Annotated in this window: 10 protein-coding genes and 1 pseudogene; 9 read left to right on the top strand and 2 right to left on the bottom strand. The window is 67.0% G+C overall.

Going from position 1 to position 19,682, the window contains the following annotated elements; all coding sequences use genetic code 11:
• Window positions 1-46: 46 nt before the first annotated feature.
• Both OMK73_RS12090 and OMK73_RS12095 read right to left on the bottom strand, forming a co-directional pair.
• Window positions 47-1,009 carry a TRAP transporter substrate-binding protein gene (locus OMK73_RS12090; RefSeq protein ID WP_267606340.1) on the bottom strand — a complete coding sequence of 321 codons (963 nt, stop codon included), beginning with the start codon at window positions 1,007-1,009 and terminating at the stop codon, window positions 47-49.
• A gap of 145 nt (window positions 1,010-1,154) precedes the next feature.
• Window positions 1,155-2,498 carry an amidase gene (locus OMK73_RS12095; RefSeq protein ID WP_267602279.1) on the bottom strand — a complete coding sequence of 448 codons (1,344 nt, stop codon included), beginning with the start codon at window positions 2,496-2,498 and terminating at the stop codon, window positions 1,155-1,157.
• A 306-nt stretch (window positions 2,499-2,804) separates the two neighbouring features.
• On the opposite strand from OMK73_RS12095, the gene OMK73_RS12100 reads away from it, so the two are divergent.
• From OMK73_RS12100 to purL, 9 genes and pseudogenes are all read left to right on the top strand, one after another.
• Entirely contained in the window at window positions 2,805-3,416 is a 612-nt protein-coding gene (locus OMK73_RS12100; RefSeq protein ID WP_267602280.1) for a winged helix DNA-binding protein, read from the top strand.
• Between the two features lie 107 nt (window positions 3,417-3,523).
• Window positions 3,524-7,174 (top strand): hydantoinase B/oxoprolinase family protein, encoded by a 3,651-nt coding sequence (locus OMK73_RS12105; RefSeq protein WP_267602281.1) that lies wholly within the window; start codon window positions 3,524-3,526, stop codon window positions 7,172-7,174.
• A 279-nt stretch (window positions 7,175-7,453) separates the two neighbouring features.
• Window positions 7,454-8,791 carry a hypothetical protein gene (locus OMK73_RS12110; protein WP_267602282.1) on the top strand — a complete coding sequence of 446 codons (1,338 nt, stop codon included), beginning with the start codon at window positions 7,454-7,456 and terminating at the stop codon, window positions 8,789-8,791.
• Window positions 8,773-9,993 carry a hypothetical protein gene (locus tag OMK73_RS12115; RefSeq protein WP_267602283.1) on the top strand — a complete coding sequence of 407 codons (1,221 nt, stop codon included), beginning with the start codon at window positions 8,773-8,775 and terminating at the stop codon, window positions 9,991-9,993. The genes OMK73_RS12110 and OMK73_RS12115 overlap by 19 nt, the downstream gene beginning before the upstream one ends.
• 205 nt (window positions 9,994-10,198) lie before the next feature.
• Window positions 10,199-11,887 carry a GMC family oxidoreductase gene (locus OMK73_RS12120; RefSeq protein WP_267602284.1) on the top strand — a complete coding sequence of 563 codons (1,689 nt, stop codon included), beginning with the start codon at window positions 10,199-10,201 and terminating at the stop codon, window positions 11,885-11,887.
• 28 nt (window positions 11,888-11,915) lie between these two features.
• Window positions 11,916-12,347 carry a hypothetical protein gene (locus OMK73_RS12125; RefSeq protein WP_267602285.1) on the top strand — a complete coding sequence of 144 codons (432 nt, stop codon included), beginning with the start codon at window positions 11,916-11,918 and terminating at the stop codon, window positions 12,345-12,347.
• On the top strand, window positions 12,347-14,623 hold the full coding sequence (locus OMK73_RS12130; protein WP_267602286.1) for a xanthine dehydrogenase family protein molybdopterin-binding subunit: 2,277 nt from the start codon (window positions 12,347-12,349) through the stop codon (window positions 14,621-14,623). The genes OMK73_RS12125 and OMK73_RS12130 overlap by 1 nt, the downstream gene beginning before the upstream one ends.
• A gap of 16 nt (window positions 14,624-14,639) precedes the next feature.
• The gene (locus OMK73_RS12135; RefSeq protein ID WP_267602287.1) at window positions 14,640-15,098 is read left to right on the top strand and encodes a (2Fe-2S)-binding protein; all 459 of its coding nucleotides are present in this window, start codon (window positions 14,640-14,642) and stop codon (window positions 15,096-15,098) included.
• A gap of 375 nt (window positions 15,099-15,473) precedes the next feature.
• A pseudogene (gene purL, locus OMK73_RS12140) lies at window positions 15,474-19,519 on the top strand (phosphoribosylformylglycinamidine synthase).
• Window positions 19,520-19,682 lie beyond the last annotated feature (163 nt).

Raw genomic sequence — 19,682 nt, forward strand, 5'->3', positions numbered from 1 at the left:
ACTACGGTACTAACGATGGCATTGACTATGGCAATGACGACAACGCTTACTTCTTGTACGCGTCCAGGATGGCCTTGCCGTCGTCGCCGGCGCCCTTGGCCCATTCGTCCACCATCACCTGGCCGAGCTTCTGCATGTCCTGCTTCAGCTGGGGCGAAGGCGGCTGCACGGCCATGCCGTTCTTGCCGAGCACGGCCAGGTATTCACGCGTCTTTTGCTCCGATGCCTGCCAGCCGCGCTTCTCGGCGTCGGCTACGGTCTTGAGCAGGGCGTCCTGGGTCGGCTTGTCCAGCGCGGCGAATGCCTTCTTGCTGACCACCAGCATGTTCTTGGGCAGCCACGCATCGACGGTGTAGAAGTACTTCACGCTCTCCCACACCTTGGTGTCCACGCCCGTGGCGCCCGAGGACATGAACGAATTCACGGTGCCGGTAGCCAGCGCCTGCGCCAGGTCGGCGGCCTGGATGGTCACCGGTTGCGCGCCCACCAGTTCGGCGATCTTGGAGGTGGCGGGGTTGTACGCACGCCACTTCAGGCCCTTCATGTCGGCCGCGGCGTTGATCGGCTTGTTGGCGTAGATGCCTTGCGGGGGCCAGGCCACTGCGTACAGCAGCTTCATGCCTTGCTTGTCCAGCACCTTGTCGGTGACCGCGCGCGAGGCCTGCCACAGCTTGTAGGAGTCCTGGTAGCTGGTGGCCAGGAAGGGCACCGCGTCCACGCCGAACACCGGGTTCTCGTTGGCCAGCAGCGACATCAGGATCTCGCCCATCTGCACCTGGCCGGTCTGCACGCCGCGCTTGATCTCGTTGGCCTTGAGCAGCGAGCCGTTGGGGTGGATCACGATCTTGAGCTTGCCGCCGGTGGCCTTCTCCACGTCGGTGGCCATCTGCTGCAGGTTTTCGGTATGGAGGTTGCTGACCGGGTAGCCGGTCGGCAGGTCCCATTTGGTATCCGCCCGCGCGGCGGACGTCATCACGGCCGAGGTGGCAAGCACCCCGCCCAGCAGCATGCACTTCAGTGTGGCCTTCCCTTGCATCGATCTCTCCTGGTTGGTCGTTGCGGCTACCTATGTCTTGGTTTTTGTTCTGAAGTCGTCTTGCCCGCGCCACCTGGCTCAGGGGTGGCGCGGGTTACCTCGGTCTTGCTCCGGCGCCTCAGGCGGCCGGCTGGATGATGGACTCCAATGCAATTGCCGTGCCCAGCAGTTGCGCGTCGCGCAGCGCACCGTGCGAGAGCATCAGGCCCACGGGCAATTCGTCCGGCTGGTGGCAGGGCAGCGAGATCGAGCAGCCATCGAGGAAGTTGAATGCCGAGGTATTGCGCAGCAGCAGGGCGTTGGTGCGGAAGAAGAGGGCGTCGTCCGCCACCAGCGGGGCGATCGGCGGCGCCACCATCGGCACCGTGGGGCAGGCCACGGCGTCGAAGCCTTCGATGCGGGCCGCAACCCGCGCGATCCAGTCGAGGCGGGCGCGCATCAGGTCCACGTAGTCGGCCGCGCTCATGGCGGCGCCGCGGTCGATGCGCGAGGCCACGCGCGGGTCGTATTGCTCGCGCCGCGTGGCCAGCACGTGGCGGTGGATGGCATGCGCCTCGGCGGCGGTGAAGCCGCCGCCAGCGTTGATGGTGGCCAGCTCGGTCAGCTCCGGCAGGTCGATGTGCTCGATCTGCACGCCGGCCGCGGACATCCGGCCGAGGGCGCGGTCGAAGGCGCGCGCCACCGTGTCATCGAGGTCGTCGAGCAGGACCTGGCGGGGGATGGCCAGGCGGATGCCGGCTGCGGCCTTGATGGCGGGGAGCACCGCCTGGTCGGCGATCACGCTGTCCACCAGCACGCAGTCCTGCACCGTGCGCGCCATGGCGCAGGCGGTATCCAGGGTGTAGGAGAGCGGGAAGGCGCCGTCCAGCGGCACGCGCCGGGCGGTCGGCTTGAAGCCGGTCAGCCCGCACAGCGCCGCAGGGATGCGGATGGAGCCGCCGGTATCGCTGCCCAGCCCGGCCACCGCCAGGCCCAGCGCCACGGACACCGCGGCGCCCGACGACGAGCCGCCGGGAATGCGCGCCACCTGCTTGTCCGCCGGGTTCACCGGCGTGCCGAAATGCGGGTTGATGCCCACGCCGGAGAAAGCGAACTCCGTCATGTTGGTGCGGCCGACCAGCGCCGCGCCGCTCTCGCGCAGCCGGCGCACCACCGTGGCATCGGCTGTGGCCGCCAGCGCATCGCTGCGCACCGGCGAGCCGGCGCGCGAGGCTTCGCCGGCGATGTTGAACAGGTCCTTGACCGAGACCGGCAGGCCCGCCAGCGGATGCAGCGGCTTGCCCGCCAGGCCGGCCGCGTCCGCGGCCTTGGCCACCTGGGTTGCCGCGTCGAAGGTGGTGTGCAGGAACACGGCGTTGGCGGCCGGCTGCTGCGCGTGCTGCGCAGCCTGGGCGATGACGTCGGCACGAGAGATCGCGCCATCGCGAAGTTTTGTCTGTAATGTCTGGATATCCGTGGGCATTGGGTTCGCGATCAATCGCGCTCAGGAGGGGTCGGATCGAGTCTATCCAGTGCGCCGGCGCTACGCAACCAGCCCAAGGCGGGGCGCGCCAGCGTCCCCGCGATAGTGCGCAACCCGCATTTCCCGCCCTTTTTTCGTGCAGAATCCACGGTGACATCCCCGATGTTTTGCTTGGATTTATTTTGTGTTTATCCTCATAATTTGTTAATAAACTGTCAAGCCAAATATGGTGGGCGGGACATCGGGGATACACCTAGTCATCCTTGTCATGTCGTGCGCACACCAACCCATGAAAGGAGTGAAGACATGGCACGTAAGCCAGCAACCGAGCCAGTAACCGAGCCATTAACCGCCGCTGGCGCCGAGGGCCGCGACGCATCCGCCAGATCCGCGGCCAGCGCGCTGGTACGCCCATCCGGCCCCAATATCGTTTCATCTTCGCACCTGGTGTCCGAGCGCAGCCCGGAGTTGTCGGAGTTCGAGTTCGGCCTGAACACGGCCTACAACGCCTACAGCCGCTGGGTAGTGCGCTGCATGGGCGCCTCCGGCGTGCGCGACCTGACCTTCCTGGACGTGCTGGTGCTGCATCACGTCAACCACCGGGCGCGCCCCAAGCGGCTCGCCGATATCTGCTTCGTGCTTAATGTCGAAGACACCCACCTGGTCACCTACGCGCTCAAGAAGCTGCAGGGCCTGGCGCTGGTGGAGGGCGAACGCGTCGGCAAGGAAGCCACCTACATCACCACGCCCGCCGGCACGCAGGCTTGCGCCCGCTACCGCGAGATCCGCGAGCAATGCCTGACCAGCAATTTCTCCGCCGGCAGTGCCGAGAACGTGGAGATCGGCGAGCTGGCACGGCTGCTGCGGGTGCTGACCGGCCTGTACGAGCAGGCCGCGCGCTCGGCGACCTCCCTGTAGCTGCAGCAAGGACGCTGCGTTCGGCCGGCCTGCACCTCGGCCGCTCTGCCGCATGAGCGCCCGCTTTATCCCCGACATTTTCACCACGCCAAACAAGGAAGTCCCGCATGTCGCTGTCGCTGCCATCCTCCGCTGCCGTTGTTTCGGACCGTCGCCGCTGGCAATTCTGGATCGATCGCGGCGGCACCTTCACCGATGTGGTGGGGCTCCAGCCGGACGGCACGGTAGTCACGCACAAGCTGCTGTCCGAGAACCCGGAGCAGTACACCGATGCCGCCGTGGCCGGCATCCGCCACCTGCTCGGGCTGGCGCCCGGCGAGCCGGTCACGCCGGCGCAGGTGGAAGTGGTGAAGATGGGCACCACTGTTGCGACCAATGCCTTGCTGGAGCGCAAGGGCGAGCCGGTGGCGCTGTTCATCACGCGCGGCTTTCGCGATGCGCTGCGCATCGCTTACCAGAACCGGCCGCGCCTGTTCGACCTGAACATCGTGCTGCCGGAGCTGCTCTACCGCGAAGTGGTGGAAGTGGGCGAGCGCCTGGATGCGCAGGGCGAATTGGTGACGCCGCTCGACGAGGCCGCGCTGCGCGCCGATATGCGGCGCGTGTTCGACAGCGGCATCCGCGCCATTGCCATCGTCTTCCTGCACGGCTACCGGCAGGCGGCGCACGAGCAGGCGGCCGCGCGCATCGCCCGCGAAACCGGCTTTACGCAGATTTCCGTCTCGCACCAGGTGTCGCCGCTGATGAAGCTGGTGTCGCGTGGCGATACCACGGTGGTGGACGCCTACCTGTCGCCGATCCTGCGCCGCTATGTCGAGCAAGTCGAGCAGCAGATGCCGGGCGTGCGCCTGCAGTTCATGCAGAGCAGCGGCGGCCTGACCGACGCGCACCGCTTCCAGGGCAAGGACGCCATCCTGTCCGGCCCGGCCGGCGGCATCGTCGGCATGGTGCGCTCGTCGCAGAGCGCGGGCTTCGGGCGCATCATCGGCTTTGACATGGGCGGCACGTCGACCGACGTCTCGCACTTCAACGGCAACCATCCCAACGATTTCGAGCGCGTGTTCGAGACCAGCGTGGCGGGTGTGCGCATGCGCGCGCCGATGATGAGCATCCACACGGTCGCCGCGGGCGGCGGCTCCATCCTGCACTTCGACGGCAGCCGCTTCCGCGTTGGTCCCGATTCGGCCGGCGCCAACCCGGGGCCGGCCAGCTACCGGCGCGGCGGCCCGCTGGCGGTGACCGACTGCAACGTCATGCTCGGCAAGATCCAGCCACGGCATTTCCCCGCGGTGTTCGGGCCGCGTGCCGATGCCGCGCTGGACCGCGGCACGGTGGTGGCCAAGTTCGAGGCGCTGGCGCAAGCGGTAACGGAAGCGACCGGCGATCAACGCAGCGCCGAGCAGGTGGCCGAAGGCTTTATCGAGATCGCGGTCGGCAATATGGCCAACGCCATCAAGCAGATCTCCGTGCAGCGCGGCCACGACGTGACGGGCTACACGCTGACCACCTTCGGCGGCGCCGGCGGGCAGCATGCCTGCCTGGTGGCGGACGCCCTCGGCATGCAGACCGTGTTCGTGCATCCGCTGGCCGGCGTGCTGTCGGCCTACGGCATGGGCCTGGCCGACCGCACCGCCATGCGCGAGCGTGCCGTGGAGACGCGCCTGGACGACAGCGCGCTGCCCGGCCTGCAAGCCACGCTCGATGCGCTGGCAAGCGAAGCGCGGCAGGAACTGCTGGAGCAGGAGGTCGCCGAGGCGCAGATCGATGTGGTGCGCCGCGCGCATCTGCGCTATGAGGGTACCGACTCGGCGCTGGTTGTGCCGTTCGGCACCCTGGCCGCCATGCAGGCGGCGTTCGATGCCGCCTATCGCCAGCGCTATGCCTTCCTGATGCAGGGCAAGCCGCTGGTCGTGGAGGCACTGTCGGTGGAAGCCATCGGCAGCAGCGAGCCGCCCGAGGAAAGACTGCCCGACCCGCAGCCGCGCACCGGCGGCCCTGTGCCGGCGGAACAGGTCCGCATGTTCAGCGGCGGCTCCTGGCACGACACGGGCCTGTTCCCGCGCGACACGCTGCGCCCCGGCGACGTGCTGCCGGGCCCGGCCATCATTGCCGAGCGCAACGCCACCACGGTGGTCGAGCCCGGCTGGCAGGCCGAGCTGACCGCGCGGGACCACCTGGTGCTGACCCGCGCGGTGCCGCGGCCCCAGCGGCGCGCCATGGGCACCGACGCCGATCCGGTGATGCTGGAAGTGTTCAACAACCTGTTCATGTCGATCGCCGAGCAGATGGGCCAGCGGCTGCAGAACACCGCCTACTCGGTCAACATCAAGGAGCGGCTCGACTTCTCCTGCGCCATCTTCGATGCCGGCGGCAACTTGATCGCCAATGCCCCGCACATGCCGGTGCACCTGGGCTCGATGGGCGAGAGCATCAAGACCGTGATCGCGCGCAACGCCGGGCACATGGCCGACGGCGATGTCTACGTGCTGAACGACCCCTACAACGGCGGCACGCACCTGCCGGACGTCACGGTGATCACGCCGGTCTTCGACGAAGCCGGCGAGGAAATCCTCTTCTACGTCGGCTCGCGCGGCCACCACGCCGATATCGGCGGCATCACGCCGGGTTCGATGCCGCCGGACTCCACGGTGGTGGAGGAAGAAGGCGTGATGATCGACAACTTCCCGCTGGTGAAGGCCGGCGTGCTCGACGATGCCGGCATGCGCGCACTGCTGGCAGGCGCGCGCTACCCGGCCCGCAATATCGACCAGAACATGGCCGACCTGCGCGCCCAGGTGGCGGCCAACGCCAAGGGCGTGGAAGAGCTGCGCAAGATGGTGGTGCAGTTTGGCCTGCCGGTGGTGCGCGCTTACATGGGCCACGTGCAGGACAACGCCGAGGAAGCGGTGCGCCGCGTCATCACCGCGCTGAAGGACGGCGCCTATCGCTACCCGCTGGACAATGGCGCGGAAATCCAGGTACGCGTGACCGTGGACCAGGCCAGGCGCGAAGCCGTGGTGGACTTCACCGGCACTTCGGCGCAGCTGCCCAACAACTTCAACGCGCCGCGCGCGGTGTGCATGGCGGCCGTGCTCTACGTGTTCCGCACGCTGGTGAACGAGGACATCCCGCTCAATGCCGGCTGCCTCAAGCCGATCAACGTGATCATCCCCGAAGGCTCGATGCTCAATCCGCGCTATCCGGCCTCGGTGGTGTCCGGCAATGTGGAAACGTCATCGTGCATCACCAATGCACTGTATGGCGCGCTGGGCGTGGCGGCGGCCAGCCAGGGCACCATGAACAATTTCACCTTCGGCAACGCGCGCTACCAGTACTACGAGACCATCTCCGGCGGCAGCGGCGCGGGGCAGGGCTTCAACGGCTGCGACGTGGTGCAGACCAATATGACCAACTCGCGCCTGACCGATCCGGAGGTGCTGGAATGGCGCTTCCCGGTGCGGCTGGAAAGCTATGAGATCCGGCCCGGCTCGGGCGGCGCGGGACAGTGGCATGGCGGCAACGGCGGCATCCGCAAGGTGCGCTTCCTGGAGCCGATGACGGCGTCGATCCTGTCCAACAATCGCTTGCATGCGCCGTTCGGCATGGCCGGCGGCGAGCCTGGCGCCATGGGCCGCAACTACGTGGTGCGGGGTGATGGCACCGAGCAAGCGCTGGGCCATGTCGGGCGTTGCGAGATGGCGGCGGGCGACATCTTCGTGGTGGAAACGCCGGGCGGCGGGGGCTACGGCAAGGTGTAAGGGCCGGGCAGGGCGAGCCGAGGCGCAATGCTTCGGCTCGTTGCAGGTGCGTCGCGGGCGCGACGAATTTTCATTTCCAACAGATCAGTCTTTCGTCACTTCCTGATTTTCCAATCCATCATTTTCGACAGATCCGGCACGCGCGGCGTTGCTGCCGGATACATCGCGTTGCAGCAATTTCCTTGACTTATCCTCAGGTGATTCCTAGGTTTATGAAGACCCTGGGATACGAGGCCATCGCAGCATGTGGTCCTTCCCGGGGGCAAGGGAGGGACCGCAGTGACGCCACGCAGCAGATCAATCGTTCTTGGTATCGTATTGATTGGCGCATTGATCGGCGCGATCGCCGCGGGCGGGTGTTCCAGGCCGGAGCCTGGCTACGTTCTTGACGAAGCGCGGCAGGCCGGCCGTGGCCCGGAAACGTTCCGGCACGCCTCTGAAGACTATTTCCACGACATGGATCGTGGCGTCGCGCTGACCCAGGAAGAAATCGCCGGCCGCAATATGTGGCTGGTGTGGAGTGGCGGCAACGACAGGTTCTGGGACGACATGACGAACTTCACGTTCGGCGCGTTCGACCTGCTCAAGTCCATCAGCTCGCATCCGAGCCAGGGCTATTCCCGCGACACCCGCTGGCGCTATCTGGGCCTTCTCAACGAGCCCTGCTTCGAGATGCCCACCGGTCCCGATCCGAAACGCTTCAACCTGTGGCTGGATCAGCGGGTCAAGGATTGCCCGGCCGATCCCTTCGAGAACGAGCAGGCCTATCCCGGGGTCAAGACCGGCGCGCGGGGCACCACGTTCTCCAACGGCGAGAAGCTGCCCGTCGGCTCCTACTACGGATACCCCACCGGCATCATCGGCTTGCGGCTGTTCCCCAACCCCGCCTTTGACGAAAAGGCCGCGAAAGCGTGGGATGCGCAACGCTATTACACCGATCCGAAATACTACAACCGTGCCGATCTCGTGCGGCCCTACCGCGTTGGCATGGCCTGCGGTTTTTGCCACGCGGGCCCGAGCCCGATCCATCCGCCCGGGGATCCCGCGCATCCGCAATGGCCCGAGCTGAGTTCCACGGTAGGCGCGCAGTACATGTGGGTGGACCGGCTGTTCATCCATAACGCATCGACCCCCGAAGGCCGGCAGAACTTCATGTTCCAGCTCGTGCATACCTTCCGCCCGGGCACCATGGATACCTCGCTGGTGTCGACCGACAACATCAACAACCCCCGCACCATGAACGCGCTCTACGACCTGATGTCGCGCATGGGCGTGGCCAGGCGCATCGGCGAAGAAAAGCTGGCCGGGGGCGAGCGGAACAACCGGCAGCTCAACGACTTCGTCAAGTCCGGCGCGCTGACGCAGTTCTACGCGCCGCCCGACACGGTATGGACGCCGCATGTCCTCAAGGACGGCGCCGACTCGGTCGGCGTGCTCGGCGCCTTGAACCGGGTGTATTTGAACATCGGCCTGTTCAGCGAGGAATGGCTGTTGCACTTCAACCCCATCCTCGGCGGCAAGCCGATCTCGCCCATCGCGCTCGCCGTGGCGCAGAAGAACTCAAGCTACTGGGGGCGACGGAAGCCGGCACGATCAACATGGCGCTGTTCCTGCTGAAGTCGACCCCGCCGGACCACCTGGCCGATGCCCCGGGCGGCGCCGGCTTGCTGGCCGACCCCGCCACGCCGGCCGGTGCGCAGATGCTCGACCGGGGCAAGGCCGTGTTCGCCGACACTTGCGCGCGCTGCCATTCCAGCAAGGCGCCGCCACCGCCGGCCAGCCTGAACCTGCAGCACTGCGCGGGCCCTAACTATCTCGCCTGCTTCATGCGGTACTGGAAATGGACGCAGACTGACGAGTTCAAGACGCAGATGCGCGAGGTGGTCAAGGCGCCGGACTTCCTGGAGGGCAACTACCTGTCATCCGATGCGCGTATTCCCGCCACGCTGCTGCGTACCAACGTGTGCAGCCCGCTCGCGACCAATGCGCTGCGCGGGAATATCTGGGACAACTTCTCGTCCGAGTCGTACAAGACGCTGCCCTCGGTTGGCACCGTTACGCTGAACGACCCCTTCACCGGGGAGCGCTGGCAATACCGGATGCCGGCCGGCGGCCGTGGCTATACCCGCGTGCCGTCGCTGATCAGCGTGTGGTCGACGGCGCCGTTCCTGCTCAACAACGCGCTCGGGCCCTTCAGCGAGGATCCGTCGGTCGCCAGCCGCGTCAAGGTCTTCGATGCGTCCATCGAGCAACTGCTGTGGCCGGACAAGCGCGTGCATGACGACATCCTGGGTGCCAAGGTACCTGGCACCATCGACCGCACCACCGAGCGTAGCCAGATCACCGTGCCGGAGGGCTTCGTGCCGGACGCGCTCAAGCCGTTGCAAGGCTTCATGCACCGCTATGCGCCGTGGCTGGTGGGGGCGGGCGGCGACGTGACCATCGGCCCCGCACCCAAGCAGATGCCGGTCAACCTGCTGGCCAATATCCAGCCGCTGCCGGAGACCAGCGATGTCGGTGCCAAGGCCGAGCACGCGGCCAAGGTGGTGGGCCTGGCAGTCAAGCTGAGATCGGACCTGGCCTCGGTGCCGGAGGGCGCGAGCGACGCGGATCTGGGCAAGACCTACGCCAACCTGGTCAAGCCGATGCTGGAACTCAGCAAGTGTCCGGATTTCATCGTGAACCGCGGCCATTACTTCGGCACGGCGGAGTTCAACAACCAGGCCGGCCTGAGCGCCGATGAGCAGTCGTTCGGACAGGAGCCGGTATTGAGCGATGACGACAAACGGGCCTTGATAGCCTTTCTCAAGACGTTTTGAAGAAGACGGCGCGGCGGGGATATGTCTGCTCCAGGCGAACCAGGGTGGGATTACGTGATCGTCGGTTCCGGCGCGGGGGCGGCACGCTCGCCGCGCGACTGGCGGAGGCAGGCATGCGCGTGTGCCTGCTCGAGGCAGGCAACGATGCGCGCGAGCCTGACACGGCTTGCATGCCGGAAGACTACGAGGTGCCCGCGTTTCACGCGTGCGCCTCCGAGAACCCGGCGATGAGCTGGAATTTTTCGTGCGCCACTACGCGGATGACGCGCAGCAGCGGCGGGACCCGAAGTACGGCAGCGAAGGCGTGCTCTATCCCCGGGCGGCGACGCTGGGCGGATGCACGGCGCACAACGCCATGATCTTTCTCTATCCGCATGATTCGGACTGGGACGGCGTTGCCGAGCTGACCGGCGACCCTTCGTGGAAGGCCGCCCACATGCGCCGGTACGCCAAGACGCTGGAGCAATGCCGGCACCGTCCGCTGTGGGCGCTCGCGCGCCGCCTTGGCATCGATCCCACGGCGCACGGCTGGGACGGATGGCTCAGCACCGAGCGCGCGTTTCCGCTGGAAGCGTTGACCGACAATGCGCTCACGCGCCTGATCCTCGGCTCGATGGAACTGGCGGCGCGCAGTGTGCCGCGGCGCCTGCACGCGTTCCTGAGCTTCTTGCGCTGGCAAGGCGATCCGAACTCCAGGATCTGGGGAAGGCGCTGCTTCAAAGGCGTTTGCTACACGCCGCTTTCCACGCGCGGGCATGCCCGCAACGGCGCGCGCGAAAGGGTGCTCGATGTGGCAACCCGTTTTCCTTCGCGCTTGCATATCGAGATGGACGCCCTGGCCACGCGCGTGCTGCTGGACGCGGATGGCACGGCGACCGGCGTCGAATACCTGAAGGGCAGGCGCCTCTACCAGGCGCATGTCTCGCCAAGCACGGCGCCCGGCGTGCGCCATGAGGTGCGCGCGCGCCGCGCGGTGATCCTTGCGGGCGGCGCGTTCAATACGCCGCAGTTGCTGATGCTGTCGGGCGTCGGCCCGGCCGAGCACCTGCGCGCGCACGGCATTCCCGTGAAGGTGGACTTGCCGGGCGTCGGGCGCAATCTGCAGGATCGTTATGAGGTGGGCGTGGTGAGCCGGATGGCGCAGCCGTGGCGCATCCTCGATGGCGCCCGCTTCGTGAAGGATGATCCGGCCTATTGCAGCTGGCGCGATCGCCGGCATGGCGTCTACACCTCCAACGGCGTGGCGATCGCGGTGGCACGGCGCTCACACAAATCCGTGCCCGTGCCGGACGTGTTCTGCATGGCGCTGGTCGAGCATTTCACCGGCTATTTCCCGGGTTACTCCAAGCTCTTCGCCCAGAGCGACGATGCGCTCACCTGGGCCATTCTCAAGGCGCACACGCAGAACCGCGCGGGCACGGTGCGGCTGCGCTCCGCGAATCCGCTCGAACCGCCCTTGATCAATTTCCACTATTTCGAAGAGGGCGGCGCCGGGGCGGATGAAGACCTGCGCGCGGTGATCGGCGCCATCCGGTTTGTGCGCAAGCTGGCAGCGCCGCTGGGCGAGCGCGGCGTGATCGCGCAGGAGCAGCTTCCTGGCGCTCACCTGCGCAGCGACGATGAGCTGGGCGGCTATGTGCGCGATAACGCCTGGGGGCACCATGCCTCGTGCAGCTGCGCCATTGGCGCGCGCGAGGCGGGCGGCGTGCTGGGCAGCGATTTTTCAGTGCATGGCACGCGCGGGCTGCGGGTTGTCGACGCGTCGGTCTTCCCGCGGATTCCTGGCTTCTTCCTGGCCAGCGCGGTCTACATGATCGCCGAGAAGGCCGCCGATGTGCTCTTGCACGAAGCGAAGGCCGCGGCGAGAGCGCAAGCCACTGCGGCGGCAGCATAGACAGGCGACCGATACTGGAGGTGCAAACATGGCATACGACACACGCACGCTGCTGGCGATGAGCCAGGAACAGCTTGACGACCTGTTCCGCAACAGCCCGGCCGGCGACATTCCGGACGGCGAGGCCACCGGCACCGCCATCATCTCGCCCGGCACGGTGTTTACCGAGAGCATCGCCAAGATGATCAACCTGTTTGCCTGGCAGGGAAAGGTCTTCGACGCCAAGCGAGGCGTCCTCAAGAACCGCATCTCCATCTTCGGGCTCGAGGCGATCCTGGCGAAGGTGTACAAGGGCGAGAGCTGGCTCGACCAGAAGGAATGCATCGTCCTGGACTATTCCGCCACATCGCTGGTCGCGCACTGGATCCGTGACGAGATCCGCTGCATCGCGCCTGGCGTGTATCTCGGCAAGGTGTACTGGGACAAGCATCGCCTGATCGATTTCTCCCTCGAGTTCTGATGAAGCGCAGAACGTTCCTGGTCGGTGGCATCGGCGGCATCGGGGCGGTCGGCGCATTGCTGATCGGCTGGTCGGTGCTGCCGCCACGACAGCGCCTGGCCACATCGCAGCCCTTGCCCGCGGTCGGCACGCAGGTGGGGCTCAATGGCTGGGTCAAGGTGGCGGCGGACAACACCGTCACCATCATGATGTGCCGCTCCGAGATGGGGCAGGGCGTGCACACCGGCCTGGCCATGGTGCTGGCCGACGAGCTGGATGCCAACTGGGCCCACGTGAAGGTCGAGCATGCGCCCGTGGACAAGATCTACAACAACCTGGAGGTCGTCGTCGACGATCTCCCGTTCCGCGCGGACGACGAAGGCGTGGCCAAACACCTGGCAGCCTGGCTGACCCGCAAGCTCATGCGCGAGATCGGCGAGATGGTGACAGGCGGCTCGTCGAGCCTCAACGACCTGTGGGACCCGATGCGCGAGGCCGGCGCATCCGCCCGCGCGATGCTGATCGGCGCCGCTGCCGCGCGCTGGAACGTGCCGGCGGGCGAGTGCCGCGCGCAGGACGGCAAGGTGCTGCACCCCTCGGGAAAAACAGCCACCTTCGGCGAACTGGCGGCGCAGGCCGGCAAGCTCCCGCTGCCGGCCAAGGTGGTGCTCAAGCAGCCATCCGAATTCAAGCTGATCGGCAAGGACATACACCGCATCGAGGCCGCGTCCAAGATCGACGGCACGGCGCGCTTTGGCATCGACGTGCTGCCCGAGGGCCTGCTGTACGCCAGCGTGACGATGTGCCCGACGCTGGGCGGTACGGTGGCGAGCTTCGATGGCGCGGCTGCCACCGCGTTGCCGGGCATCGTCAAGGTGCTCGCGGTCGATGCCTACAACGGAGGCACCGGCGGGGTGGCGGTCATCGCGGACAATGCGCACCGGGCCATGAAGGCGCTGGATGCGGTCAAGATCGTATGGAACCCCGGCCCGGCCGCCTCACTGTCCAGCCCGGAGGTGAGCCGCCGTCTCGCGCAGGCGCTGGACGCCTCCGACGGCCACGCCTACTACCGGCACGGCGATGTCGAGGCGGCATTGAAGTCCGCCGCGAAGCCCGTCAACGCCGAGTACAGCGCGCCCTACCTCGCGCATGGGGCGGTGGAACCCATCAACTGCACGGTGCAGGTGCGCGACGGCGCGGCCAGGGTCTGGGTCTCGACGCAGTTGCCGGGCCTGGCGCGCCGGGCGGTCTCGAAGGTGCTCGGGATCGATGCCGACAAGGTCGACGTGCAGCCGCAACTGATCGGTGGCGCGTTCGGACGGCGGCTGGAGGTGGATTTCATCTCCCAGGCGGCGGCGATCGCGCGCGAGGGCGGTGGGCGGCCGGTGCAGACGATCTGGTCGCGCATCCAGGACACCACGCACGACTTCTATCGGCCGGCCTGCCTTTCGCGCTTCAAGGCCGGGCTCGATGGCGCGGGCAACCTGGTGGCATGGCACAACACGTCGGCCAGCCAGGCCATCGTGCCCGCCATGCTGGCACGCTTGCTTGGCCTGCCTGGCCTGGGCATCGACAAGACCACCACGGAAGGCGCGTTCGACCGGCCCTACGAATGGCCGAACGCGCGCGTCGGGCACGTGATTGTCGACCTGCCGGTGCCGGTGGGCTTCTGGCGCTCGGTTGGCCACTCGCACCAGGCATTTTTCACCGAGAGCTTTATCGACGAACTGGCGGCAGCCGCTGGCAAGGATCCCGTCGCCTTCCGTGCCGGCCTGTTGGCCAAGCATCCGCGCCATCTGGCCGTGTTGCACAAGGCTGCGGACAAGGCCGGCTGGGGAAAGCCGCCAGGGAAGACGGCAGACGGCGCCGCGCTCGCACGCGGGGTGGCGCTGCACGAGGCATACGGCAGCTTCGTCGCGCAGGTGGCGGAGGTATCCGTGGCGCCGGACAAGGCCGTGCGTGTGCACCGGGTGGTCTGCGCGATCGATTGCGGGATGCCGGTGAACCCGAACCTGATCCGCCAGCAGATGGAGAGCGCGATCATCTTTGGATTGTCGGCCGCGCTGTTCGAGGAGGTCACGATCGTCGACGGCCAGGTGCACCAGAAAACGTTTGGCGATTTCCCCGTCATCTTCATGAACAACTGCCCGGCGATCGAAACCTACATCATGCCAAGCCAGGCGCATCCCCAGGGTGTGGGAGAAACTGGCACGCCGCCGATTGCGCCGGCGGTGGCCAATGCCCTGTTTGCGCTGACGGGACAACGCCTGCGCGCGTTGCCCTTGAAACTGGCCTGAGTCCCGGGAGAAAGTCATGCTGCCCCTGAACATCAATGGCAAGACGGTGTCCGTGCAGTCCGATCCGGACACCCCGCTGCTGTGGGTACTCCGGTGCGAACTGGGGTTGACCGGCACCAAGTATGGCTGCGGCATCGGCGTTTGCCGGGCCTGCACGGTGCAGTTGAACGGCGAGCCGCAGGTCGCCTGCATGAACCCGATCTCCGGGCTGGCAACTACCAGGATCGTGACCATCGAAGGCTTGCGGGGCCCGCAGGCGCAGGCTTTGAAGGCTGCCTGGATCGATCTGGACGTGGTGCAGTGCGGCTACTGCCAGAGCGCGCAGCTCATGACGGCCAGCGCGCTCCTGAAACGCATCTCAAAGCCCAGCGATGCCGACATCGACAAGGCGATGGAGCACATCGTCTGCCGCTGCGGCACCTACCCGCGGATCCGCGCTGCGATCCACCAAGCCGCCGGACAGCCACGCACCTGAGGCAGCCCCGCCCGGCGAGGGATCGGCAAATCGCGGCCGTCCTGGCCGGCTGTTCAAGGTGGCGGGGTGACGCTGGAGGCATAGCAGGCGCTGGGCGGCGATGCGTTGGGGCGGCGGAGATGGCGCGGCGGTAGGGCGCTGGGGGAGATCCGGGTGCTTTTCGCGGCACGACGAGGCCGGGCGCCGGGCGTTGCGCGTGATGGCTGCGGAGCTTGTCCGGGCCGCGGCCGCCTTTGTCCATCAAGCCGCCTCTGCTGCAACGCGGGAAACCCCCTTCGACAAGGTATAATCCCGGTTTCCCGCCAGCACGGCGCCCCAACCAGCGGCGCCGGCCGGTAGCAGCCCCTACCTCCTGCCCTCCCGACCGCTCAGACCATGGCGCATTTCTCGTGCTTCCCCGGTGCATTGGCGCTTTCCGCCTTTCGCCAGCAACGCCTGCTCACCGCCCTCAAGCAGATCGACGCCGACATCGAGTCGGTGCACGGCCAGTTCCTGCATTTTGTCGACACCGACGTGCCGCTGTCGCAAGACGACAGCGCCCGCATTGCCGCGCTGCTGACCTATGGCGCGCCTTTCGAGGCACAAACCGACGGTGATCGCTTTGTGGTGATCCCGCGCTTCGGCACCATTTCGCCGTGGGCCAGCAAGGCAACCGACATTGCGCATAACTGCGGCTTCGAGCACGTGCACCGCATCGAGCGCGGCATCGAGATCACCGTGATCTGCAAGAAGGGCCTGCTGCGCGGGCGCAAGACGCTGGATGCCGGCACCCGTGCCGCGGTAGCCGCCCACCTGTTCGATCGCATGACCGAAAGCGTGGTGGCTTCGCGTGAAGACGCCGCCGGCCTGTTCCAGGAACTGCCCGCCAAGCCGCTGCGCTTCATCGACATCTCCGGTGGCCGCGCCGCGCTGGCGCAAGCCAATACCGAGATGGGCCTGGCCCTGTCGGAAGACGAGATCGACTACCTGGTCGACGCCTACGCCAAGCTGGAGCGCAACCCGACCGACGTCGAACTGATGATGTTCGCGCAGGCCAACAGCGAGCACTGCCGCCACAAGATCTTCAACGCCACCTGGACCATCGACGGCGTGCAGCAGGACAAGTCCCTGTTCGCCATGATCCGCAATACCCACCAGCTCAACCCGCAAGGGTCGATCGTGGCGTACTCGGACAACTCCGCGGTGATGGAAGGCGACGTGGCCGAGCGCTGGTTCCCGCGCGGCACCGAGCAGAAGTACGGCCGCCATGAGGCGCTGACCCACACGCTGATGAAGGTGGAAACGCACAACCACCCGACCGCCATCTCGCCGTTCCCCGGTGCCTCCACCGGCGCCGGCGGTGAAATCCGCGACGAAGGCGCCACCGGCCGTGGCGGCAAGCCCAAGGCTGGCCTGACCGGCTTCACGGTCTCCAACCTGATGCTGCCCGACGCCGTGGAAGGCTGGGAGAATGCGCGCGACGCCGCCCAGCCGGTGGCGCACCGCAACCCGGACGACAAGGCCAGCGTGACCGGCAAGCCGGACCGCATCGCCTCGCCGCTGCAGATCATGACCGAAGGCCCGCTCGGCGGCGCCGCGTTCAACAACGAATTCGGCCGCGCCATCCTGGGCGGTTACTTCCGCGTCTACGAGCAAAACGTGGGCGGCACCGTGCGCGGCTATCACAAGCCGATCATGATCGCCGGCGGCATCGGCAACATCGACGCCGGCCACACGCACAAGAAGGCGCTGCCGGCAGGCTCCCTGCTGATCCAGCTGGGCGGCCCGGGCATGCGCATCGGCATGGGCGGCAGCGCCGCCAGCTCGATGGCGACCGGCACCAATACCGCCGACCTGGACTTCGATTCGGTCCAGCGCGGCAACCCGGAAATGGAGCGGCGCGCGCAGGAAGTCATCAACGCCTGCTGGCAGCTCGGCGATGACAACCCCATCCTGTCGATCCACGACGTGGGCGCGGGCGGCATCTCCAATGCCTTCCCCGAACTGGTGGACGGCGCGGGCCGCGGCGCGCGCTTCGACCTGCGCCAGGTGCACCTGGAAGAGTCGGGCATGAGCCCGGCCGAGATCTGGTGCAACGAGTCGCAGGAACGCTATGTGATGGCGGTGGCGCCGGAATCCTTCCCGCTGTTCCAGACCATGTGCCAGCGCGAGCGTTCGCCGTTGCCGTGGTGGGCATCGCCACCGAAGAGCAGCAGCTGCAACTGGTTGACGCGCACGTCGACGCGGCGCTCAAGGAACACTATGCCGTGAACATGCCGATGGACGTGCTGCTGGGCAAGCCGCCGCGCATGCACCGCGACGTCAAGCATGTCGAGCAAAGCCTGCCCCCGGTGGACGTGACCGGCATCGCGCTGGACAAGGCCGTGCGTGACGTGCTGCGCCACCCGACCGTAGCCAGCAAGTCCTTCCTGATCACCATCGGCGACCGCACCGTCGGCGGCATGAACGCGCGCGACCAGATGGTCGGCCCCTGGCAGGTGCCGGTGGCCGACGTGGCCGTGACCACGCTCGACTACAAGGGCCGCGCCGGCGAAGCCATGACCATGGGCGAGCGCACGCCGCTGGCCGTGATCAACGCCCCCGCCTCGGGCCGCATGGCCATCGGCGAGGCGCTGACCAACCTGGCCGCCGCGCCGGTCAAGGACCTGGGCAAGGTCAAGCTGTCTGCCAACTGGATGGCCGCCTGCGGCGTGGAAGGCGAGGACGCCAAGCTGTACGACACCGTGCACGCGGTTGGCATGGAATTGTGCCCGGCGCTCGGCATCAGCATCCCGGTGGGCAAGGATTCGCTGTCGATGCGCACCAAGTGGCAGGACAACGGCGTCGACAAGGAAGTGGTCGCGCCGGTCTCGCTGATCATCTCGGCGTTTGCCGCCGTGGATGACACCGACCGCACCCTGACCCCGCAACTGCGCACCGATGCGGGCGACAGCGTGCTGATCGCCATCGACCTCGGCCGCGGCAAGAACCGCCTCGGCGGCAGCATCCTGGCCCAGGTGACGCAGCAGGTGGGCGACACCACGCCGGACGTGGACAGCGCCGAGGACCTGAAGAACTTCTTCAACGTGATCCAGCGCCTGAACCGCGACGGCAAGCTGCTGGCCTACCACGACCGCTCCGACGGCGGCTTCATGGCAGCGCTGGCCGAGATGGCCTTTGCCGGCCATTGCGGCCTGTCGCTCAACGTCGACATGCTGGCGCTGGACCCGGTGCAGGAACAGGACTTCGGCGACGCCAAGAACTGGACCCAGCAAATCTCCGGCCGCCGCGACGACCAGACCCTGCGCGCGCTGTTCTCGGAAGAGCTCGGCGCGGTCATCCAGGTCCGCCTGGAAGAGCGCGATGCCGTGTTCGCCGTGCTGCGCGAGGTTGGCCTGTCGGCCTGCAGCCACGTGGTCGGCAAGCCCAGCGCCACCGACCAGATCGAGATCTACCGCGACGCCAAGAAGGTCTTCGGCGCCGCGCGCAGCGAGCTGCAGCGCACCTGGAGCGAAGTCAGCTGGCGCATCGCGCGCCTGCGCGACAACCCGGCCTGCGCCGACAGCGAATACGACCGCGTGCTCGACGCAGCGGACCCGGGCATCTCGCCGGTGCTGACCTTCGATCCGGCAGAAGACATCGCCGCGCCGTTCGTGGCCACCGGCGCGCGTCCGCGCGTGGCGATCCTGCGCGAGCAGGGCGTCAACTCGCAGATCGAAATGGCGTACAGCATGGACCGCGCTGGCTTCGACACGCACGACGTCCACATGAGCGACCTGATCGCCGGGCGCGCCAACCTGGCCGACTTCTCCGGCTTTGTCGCCTGCGGCGGCTTCAGCTACGGCGATGTGCTGGGCGCCGGCGAAGGCTGGGCCAAGACCATCCTGTTCAACGCGCAGATGGCCGAGCAGTTCGCCGCCTTCTTCAACCGCCAGGACACCTTCGCGCTGGGCGTGTGCAACGGCTGCCAGATGATGAGCAACCTCGCCCCGATCATCCCGGGCGCGGGCGCATGGCCCAAGTTCACCCGCAACCAGTCCGAGCAGTACGAAGCGCGCTACGTCACCGTGGAAGTGCAATCCTCGCCGTCGATCTTCTTCGCCGGCATGGAAGGCAGCCGCATCCCCATCGTGGTGGCGCACGGCGAAGGTTTCGCCGACTTCTCGCAGCAAGGCGACAAGAGCCAGGCCCAGGTGGCACTGCGCTTCGTGGACAACCGCGGCGCGCCGACGCAAACCTACCCGCTGAACCCGAACGGCTCGCCGGACGGCATCACCTCGGTGACCACCACCGACGGCCGCTTCACCGTGCTGATGCCGCACCCGGAACGCGTGTTCCGCACCGCCACCATGAGCTGGGCGCCGGACGCCTGGAAGCAGGTGGAAGATGGCGGCAGCCCGTGGATGCGCATGTTCCGCAATGCACGGAAATGGGTGGGTTGAACGGCTTGCTGTTCTTCACGCTGTAGAAAGACAAAAGCCCGCAAGCGGGCTTTTGTCTTTGCTGACAGGGACATTTGCCGAAGCCGGGGAACGGGCCAAAGCCGCGTGCCATGACGACGGCTGTTACTCCCTCTCCCCTCATGGGGAGAGGGGAGCGCGAAAG

It is taken from the genome of Cupriavidus sp. D39 (assembly GCF_026627925.1).
GTDB classification, from domain to species: domain Bacteria; phylum Pseudomonadota; class Gammaproteobacteria; order Burkholderiales; family Burkholderiaceae; genus Cupriavidus; species Cupriavidus ulmosensis.